Source organism: Bacillus sp. CZDM1 (genome assembly GCF_055502545.1).
Map to the genome: position 1 here is coordinate 165340 of NZ_JBUESO010000010.1, position 6594 is coordinate 171933.

Below are 6594 nucleotides of genomic sequence, written 5' to 3' on the forward strand. Positions count from 1 at the left end.
ACTGTTCTTGAAGTGGATATATGAAGGAAAACTTAGAAATGGGAATGTGCCCTTTAAGGTCCGAAAATTGGGTGTTGAAGACTTGGAAGAGATTTTAGAGGTACAGACGCAAGTTGTACAAGCAATGCAAGGTCCAGGAATACTTCAGCCCCTGATGAAAGAGGAGTACCAGTATATCCTAGAAGGGAAGGGCTTGATGATTGGTGCATTTACAGGGAATGAAATGATTGCCTTTCGAGCACTGCTCATTCCGCCAATCGATGAAGAACACTTAGGACGGGATATTGGTTTACCAGAAAATGAGCTGCCAAAGGTTCTCTATCAGGAGATTTCAAATGTACTTCCTGCATTCCGTGGAAATCATCTTCAAAAAATACTGGCCGGTGTAATTATGGAAGAGCTAAGTAAGGAGAATTACGGCTGCCGCTACATTTGCTGTACAGTTGCACCATTCAATATTCCAAGCTTAAAGGATAAGTTTGCACAAGGAATGAAAATCGCAGCCCTCAAAGAAAAATACGGCGGCAGCTTACGCTATATTTTTGTAAAAGACCTAGAAGAAAACAAAGAGAAAGCAACTTTAAACCAGGAAAGCACCCGAATAAAAATGGGGGATACAGAAGGTCAAAAAAAGTTAATCCTCCACGGCTGGCGCGGTATAAGGATGGAAGAAGAAGAAGGGGACCATTGGGTGGTTTATGTGCATGATGGTGACAGTGATGGTGACAATAATGGTGACAGGCACCACTAATGTACAATTGTACGCCTGGGGTGGACAGTGGAAAGAGCTGACAATCGTCAGCTCTTTTCGTTTTATAATTGGGATTTAATCTCTTTGATTTGTTCGATATGCCGTTCTTCGTGAAGGTAGATCAATTCGACCCATTGGTCTAGTGGCGTGTAGCCAAAGAGTGGGTGCTTGGCAGACTTTTCTGCTAGCAGGGACTTGTCTTCTAGTTGATTATAGAACTCCCAAAATTGGTTTCTTGAATGATTTAAGAGTTCTTTGATCTGCCCGGAATCCAACGGATCATCGCCAGGTGCCACTATATCTGGTGCTTTTGCCTTTTGAGTGCGGTCAACTGTCAGTTGAACAGGCTTTGGCTCTGCCTTTTTTCCATTGACTTTATTAAGTCCGTAAATGATTGCTTGTGTAAAGGCACTTTCTGTTAAGTACAAATGGCGGCATACCTGGGCAACACTCCATGTACCCTCATCAGGTTTCTTATTCAGCCTTTCATAGCTTAAACCAGAAATTTCTTCTAACAACCTATTCCTTGTTGCAATCAGTTCCTCCACTACATCGATACTCATCGCATATCACCCCTCAAATAGACATTCAATACTGTTTATATTCTTCATTATGAAGATTATTCCTTCACCTTTAATTCTCCTGTTGTACCGTACGGAGTTGATTGTTTTTTAAATAGAATATGATAGTGATAAGAATAGTTAGCCCGCCATATAAGACGCACATTAGCTGTAAACCGATAAAATCCAGAAAGAATCCAGTTAAAAGCAGCACGATTTGGAAGCCAATCCGGTCAAGCATATTACGGAACGAGAAGAATCTTCCGTGGAAATCCTTCGGTACTTTTGTTTGAAATACGGTGGATGCTGTGGGATAGAAGCAGCCAACTGAAAAGCCAAAAACTAGAAATGCTGCAATCGTTACAACCGTAACATCTGCAAAATAGAGCAGAAGCTGGGACAGACCGACGAGGATTGAGCTGGTAAATAAAATGGTGTAAGAAGATAGTTTGTCACTTATTTTTTTAATGAAGAAAGCTCCAATCATAAAGGAAACTCCTTCGGCAGTATAAATCCAGCCTTTGATCGCAGAACTATCCTGCAGTTCACTAATGTTAATGACCAAAAGGTTGAATCCGCCTAGAAATAAAAGTGGAACCAGTGTCATCAATAGGGTCATGAAGACAATCGGCAGACCCTTTATCACAGGTAATACATCTTTAAAACTAGTTTTTTCATTGGTATTCTTCGTTGTTGAAGAACTATTATTATTTTCCTCAAAGTTAAGGAACCAAGTTAGGATGAGTAATCCAAGGTAGGCTACTAGTGAACCGATATAGAGCATGGATAAGGGAAGAAGTACCAAGAGAATCCCTGCAACTGCCGTACCAATGATCCGTGAAAGGGTGGCTACATTCATATGTACTCCATTGAGCTGGAGTAAATCCTTATCGTTAACAATAAGAGGAATCGCTGCTTGCAGTGCTGGAAAATAGAAGGCAGCAGAAATTTGAATCGCAACAAAAAAGACAAGCATCCACCAAACAGATCCTGTAGCTATCGCAATAAGCATAAAGACGACACTTATCGTACGCAATAACCCTGACCATAGCATGACTGTTTTTTTACTTTTTTGATCGGTAATTTTGCCTGCATAAGGGCCAACGACAATCCCTGCTACCAGCCCGGCAGCCATAAGAAGTGATTTTAAGAAATCTGAGGGTATTTTCTCTTGCATGAACTCTAAATTTCCAATAATCCCAAGCCATAAGCCAAGACCAGCGATAAATTCCCCCGTTAAAATAATCCAAACATTTCTGTTGTTCCACATAAGCTGGCCTCTCAATCATTTAAATTATTTTTTATCCAAACACTATCATAATCTAATTGTTATTAGAATAGAATAACTCTTTACATAGTTTGGAAGGAACCATTACTTTAAATTGGTGTACAAAATGTCTGATCCTTTGCTTTAGGGTCAGACATTTTTGTGCGGATCAATTGAAATTAACAGGTAGTATTTATAAATTTGAGAGTTTATTCAAATTGTTAGAATAAAAAAACATATTATTCCGACTTGACTGATAGGAATATATATAATAGTATTTTCATAGACTAATTTACGCAAGACAAAATATATATTAATAAAAGGGGGAATTAAGATGAATGCAATTTTTATCATTGTGAATGTTGCAGTATTGCTTTTACTCATGGTCGGTTTGCGCATTATGGCAAAAAAGCATGTATCATTCTCAAAGCGTGTATTCGCAGGTTTAGGTTTAGGACTTATCTTTGGTTTTATTATTCATTTAATTTATGGTACAGAATCTGAGGTTACAACGGAATCAATCGCGTGGTTTAACATTGTAGGATCAGGTTACGTTAAGTTACTACAAATGGTGGTTATGCCGCTTGTATTCATTTCAATCGTAGGAGCTTTTACAAAATTAAAATTAACGAAAAATATCGGAAAAATCAGCATCCTTGTAATTGGAATTCTACTTGGAACAACTGCTATTTCTGCAGCAATTGGAATTGGTACATCATTAGGATTTGGTCTTGATGGTATCGAACTGACTGAAGGTGAAGCAGAAGCGGCTCGGAATGCTGCGTTAGAGGAAAGAGTTGTTACGGTTGAAGCAATGACCATTCCGCAACAAATCCTTGAGTTATTCCCAGCAAATCCGTTTGCAGATTTAACAGGTGCTCGTGCAACTTCAACGATTGCTGTTGTTATCTTTGCGGCTTTTATCGGGATAGCTTACCTTGGAGTCAAACGTAAAGATCCAGAACATGCTGAACTTTTTGCGAAAATTATTGATTCTCTATATTCAGTAACGATGAGAGTTGTTACGATAATCCTTCGTTTAACGCCATATGGTATTTTGGCAATTATAACAAAGGTTGCAGCAACAAGTAACTATGACGCAATCGTGAAATTAGGGAAATTTGTCATCGCATCTTATGTAGCACTTATTCTTGTGTTTATTGTTCATTTATTATTATTGTCAATCGCAAAAATCAACCCGGTTAATTATGTGAAAAAGGCATTACCAACCTTAACATTTGCGTTCACTTCACGTTCAAGTGCAGGAACATTGCCTTTAACGATTAAAACGCAAACGAAAGACTTAGGTGTTTCTGAAGGGATTGCAAACTTTGCAGGTTCATTTGGACTAACAATCGGTCAAAACGGATGTGCAGGTGTGTATCCAGCGATGTTAGCGGTTATGGTTGCACCAGCAGCTGGTATTGACCCGCTTAGCCCAGGATTTATTATCTCACTAATTCTTGTAGTTGCCATTAGCTCATTCGGTGTAGCAGGAGTTGGCGGCGGGGCGACCTTCGCAGCACTAATCGTACTATCTGTTATGAACCTTCCAATTGCGATTGTGGGTCTCCTAATCTCAGTAGAACCGCTAATCGACATGGGACGTACAGCCCTAAACGTAAGTGGAGCCATGACATCCGGAGTACTAACAAGCAAAGCAACAGGCGAATTCGAACAAGAAGTATACCAACAGCCAAATATTGTAGAAGCATAGAAAAGCATAGAAAATAGCGATAAAAAATGGTGACAGGCACCACTCGTGGACACTGTCCGTGTGGTATGGACACTTTGGGATTTACTGGATAGTCGTGAGGACTATCCAGTTTTTTTGTGGATAAAAATCTAATTAAACGTTTGATTAAATCGGATAGTAAACTAATCAAACGATTGATTAAAAGGCTATAAACCGTTGGTACTATTGGGTTTGTAAATTGTCGTAATATAGGTTATTAATGTAATTGTTTACCATTAATTTTGGTGTTATGATTGAAGTAGTTATAGAGAAATGGAGGTTTTCCACATGAAGTATCGCAGATTAAGATTCCGTATTTTGAACCGTTAACTAAATAACGTTCAAGCTCTGCCATGCGTGCGGAGTAAATGGGATTGGTCTGCCTTATTTTTAAGGAAACCTTTATTTTACGGTAGGTAAAAAAGAGGGGGCGAGTCTACCCTCTTTTTTGCTGTCTTTAAAAATAATAATGAGTACGAATAATACCTATATTTAAACAGTGCAGGTATTTTCAAGCAGGAGTTCATACAAAACCAGATAAGCAATTATCGGGTATTTTTTGTATTGTCTTTTCCATTTACGAAAGCACAGGCAGCAGTCTGTGTTTTTTACTTTTCCAAAAGGAATGGAGGAAGAAAAGATGAGAGAAAAGGCTATTATAATAGGAGTGAATGTAAATCATCAACCTGACTTTCATTATTCAATGCAAGAATTGAAGAACTTAGCCGCCGCCTGTCATATAGAAGTTGTTGGGGAACTAACTCAAAGTTTAAGTCGATTCAATAAAACTCATTATATCGGCACAGGGAAAATAACCGAAGCCATTCAGCTCCTTGAGCAGCTGGATGCGGATATTGTCATCTTTAATGATGAATTATCAGGTTCACAAATTCGTAATCTTGAGAAAGAACTCAACAGAAAAGTAATCGATCGGACGATGTTGATTTTGGCTATATTTGCGCAGCGTGCGAAAACAAGAGAGGCACAGCTTCAGGTCGAAATGGCAAATCTTCAATACATGCTTCCTCGTATCGCTGGTCAACGTGAATCCCTAGGCCGGCAAGGTGGTGGAGTTGGCTTAATAAATAGAGGATCTGGTGAAACAAAATTAGAGCTCGACCGGAGGAAAATCGAAGAAAAGATTACTGCTTTAAAGAAGGAATTAGAAGGAATTGTTACAAAAAGGGAAACGCTGCGAAATCAGCGTAAGAAAAGTGGTATCCCGCTCGTTTCCTTAGTTGGCTACACAAATGCAGGCAAGTCAACCATCTTAAATGCTTTGTTAAAAAAATCTAATCATTCCTTTCATAAACAGGTATTTGAGAAAGACATGTTATTTGCAACCCTTGATACATCAGTGAGAAAAATAAAACTATCTAATCATCAGCCCTTCTTACTATCTGATACTGTAGGGTTTGTAGATAAGCTTCCACATCATCTTGTTAAAGCCTTTCGTTCAACCTTGGAAGAAGCAGCAACTGCCGACGTACTGATACATGTTGTCGATTGTTCGAGTCCAAATCATCAAAAACAGATAGAGGTAACCAATCAAACGCTAAGAGAAATGGGAATTGAGAATATCCCAACCATCTATGCATTTAATAAGGCTGATTTGGCAGGAGAGGAATTTCCAGCAGTCAAGGGGAATAGGGTCTATCTTTCTGCCAAACAAAACATTGGATTGGATGAATTAGTTGAAAGGATTAACCAGCAAATTTTTAAAAATCCGATTCATTGTGAAATGCTTATTCCTTTTGATGATGGGCGATTAATCTCCTATCTTAATGAGAATGCCAATGTGCTCTCCACAAAATATGAATATAACGGCACTTTGTTATCGCTCGAATGTAACAGCAATGATTTTGAAAAATACCACCAATATGTCATCTAAAAAGGAGAACCCCTTCAATGACGATTCCATTGAAGGGGTTTTATAAATCTTGGCTGTGTTAAAGCTCAATGTTGATTTTACTGTGTTTGGAAAATAAGAGGAGAATTTCCGTTTAAATTGGGAAATTCACATTTTTCCTTAATAATAAGCGGAGAATTTCCGCTTATTGTATCCAAATCATTGGATTTTGTCTTATTTAAAGCAGTTAACCGGAATATTTCCGCTTATATCTGCTTCTTAAGGTTCCTTTTCTACAATAGCCGGAAATTCTCCGCCTATGAATGGTCAACCCTACACGAAAATCAACAATGAAGATTAAGTCCGTATAATTGTGTAAAAAGAAAAGGGGTCATTTTTATCCTACTTGGCTACAATGTTTAACAACGACGA

5 protein-coding genes are annotated in these 6594 nt (G+C 38.5%); 3 read left to right on the forward strand and 2 right to left on the reverse strand.

The window, feature by feature from the left end; translation table 11 throughout:
- The first annotated feature begins 7 nt into the window (after positions 1-7).
- Positions 8-751 carry a GNAT family N-acetyltransferase gene (locus ACY3XC_RS21715; protein WP_464870399.1) on the forward strand — a complete coding sequence of 248 codons (744 nt, stop codon included), beginning with the start codon at positions 8-10 and terminating at the stop codon, positions 749-751.
- A gap of 62 nt (positions 752-813) precedes the next feature.
- Here ACY3XC_RS21715 and ACY3XC_RS21720 read toward each other — a convergent pair whose 3' ends face one another.
- Both ACY3XC_RS21720 and ACY3XC_RS21725 read right to left on the reverse strand, forming a co-directional pair.
- Positions 814-1314: a DinB family protein gene (locus tag ACY3XC_RS21720; protein ID WP_464870400.1), complete on the reverse strand. Its 501-nt coding sequence runs from the start codon at positions 1312-1314 to the stop codon at positions 814-816.
- Between the two features lie 70 nt (positions 1315-1384).
- On the reverse strand, positions 1385-2581 hold the full coding sequence (locus ACY3XC_RS21725; protein ID WP_464870401.1) for an MFS transporter: 1197 nt from the start codon (positions 2579-2581) through the stop codon (positions 1385-1387).
- Between the two features lie 331 nt (positions 2582-2912).
- Between ACY3XC_RS21725 and ACY3XC_RS21730 the strand changes: the two genes are divergently transcribed.
- A complete protein-coding gene (locus tag ACY3XC_RS21730) occupies positions 2913-4295 on the forward strand; it encodes an L-cystine transporter (protein ID WP_464870402.1) in 1383 nt (460 codons plus the stop codon).
- Positions 4296-4938: 643 nt separating this feature from the next.
- A complete protein-coding gene (gene hflX, locus ACY3XC_RS21735; protein WP_464870411.1) occupies positions 4939-6204 on the forward strand; it encodes a GTPase HflX in 1266 nt (421 codons plus the stop codon).
- The last annotated feature ends 390 nt before the right edge of the window (positions 6205-6594 follow it).

Bases quoted from the DNA above. Each gene is read 5' to 3' on its own strand.
- ACY3XC_RS21720 (WP_464870400.1), bottom strand. From the start codon at position 1,314: ATGAGTATCGATGTAGTGGAGGAACTGATTGCAACAAGGAATAGGTTG.
- ACY3XC_RS21725 (WP_464870401.1), bottom strand. From the start codon at position 2,581: ATGTGGAACAACAGAAATGTTTGGATTATTTTAACGGGGGAATTTATC.
- ACY3XC_RS21730 (WP_464870402.1), top strand. From the start codon at position 2,913: ATGAATGCAATTTTTATCATTGTGAATGTTGCAGTATTGCTTTTACTC.
- hflX (WP_464870411.1), top strand. From the start codon at position 4,939: ATGGAGGAAGAAAAGATGAGAGAAAAGGCTATTATAATAGGAGTGAAT.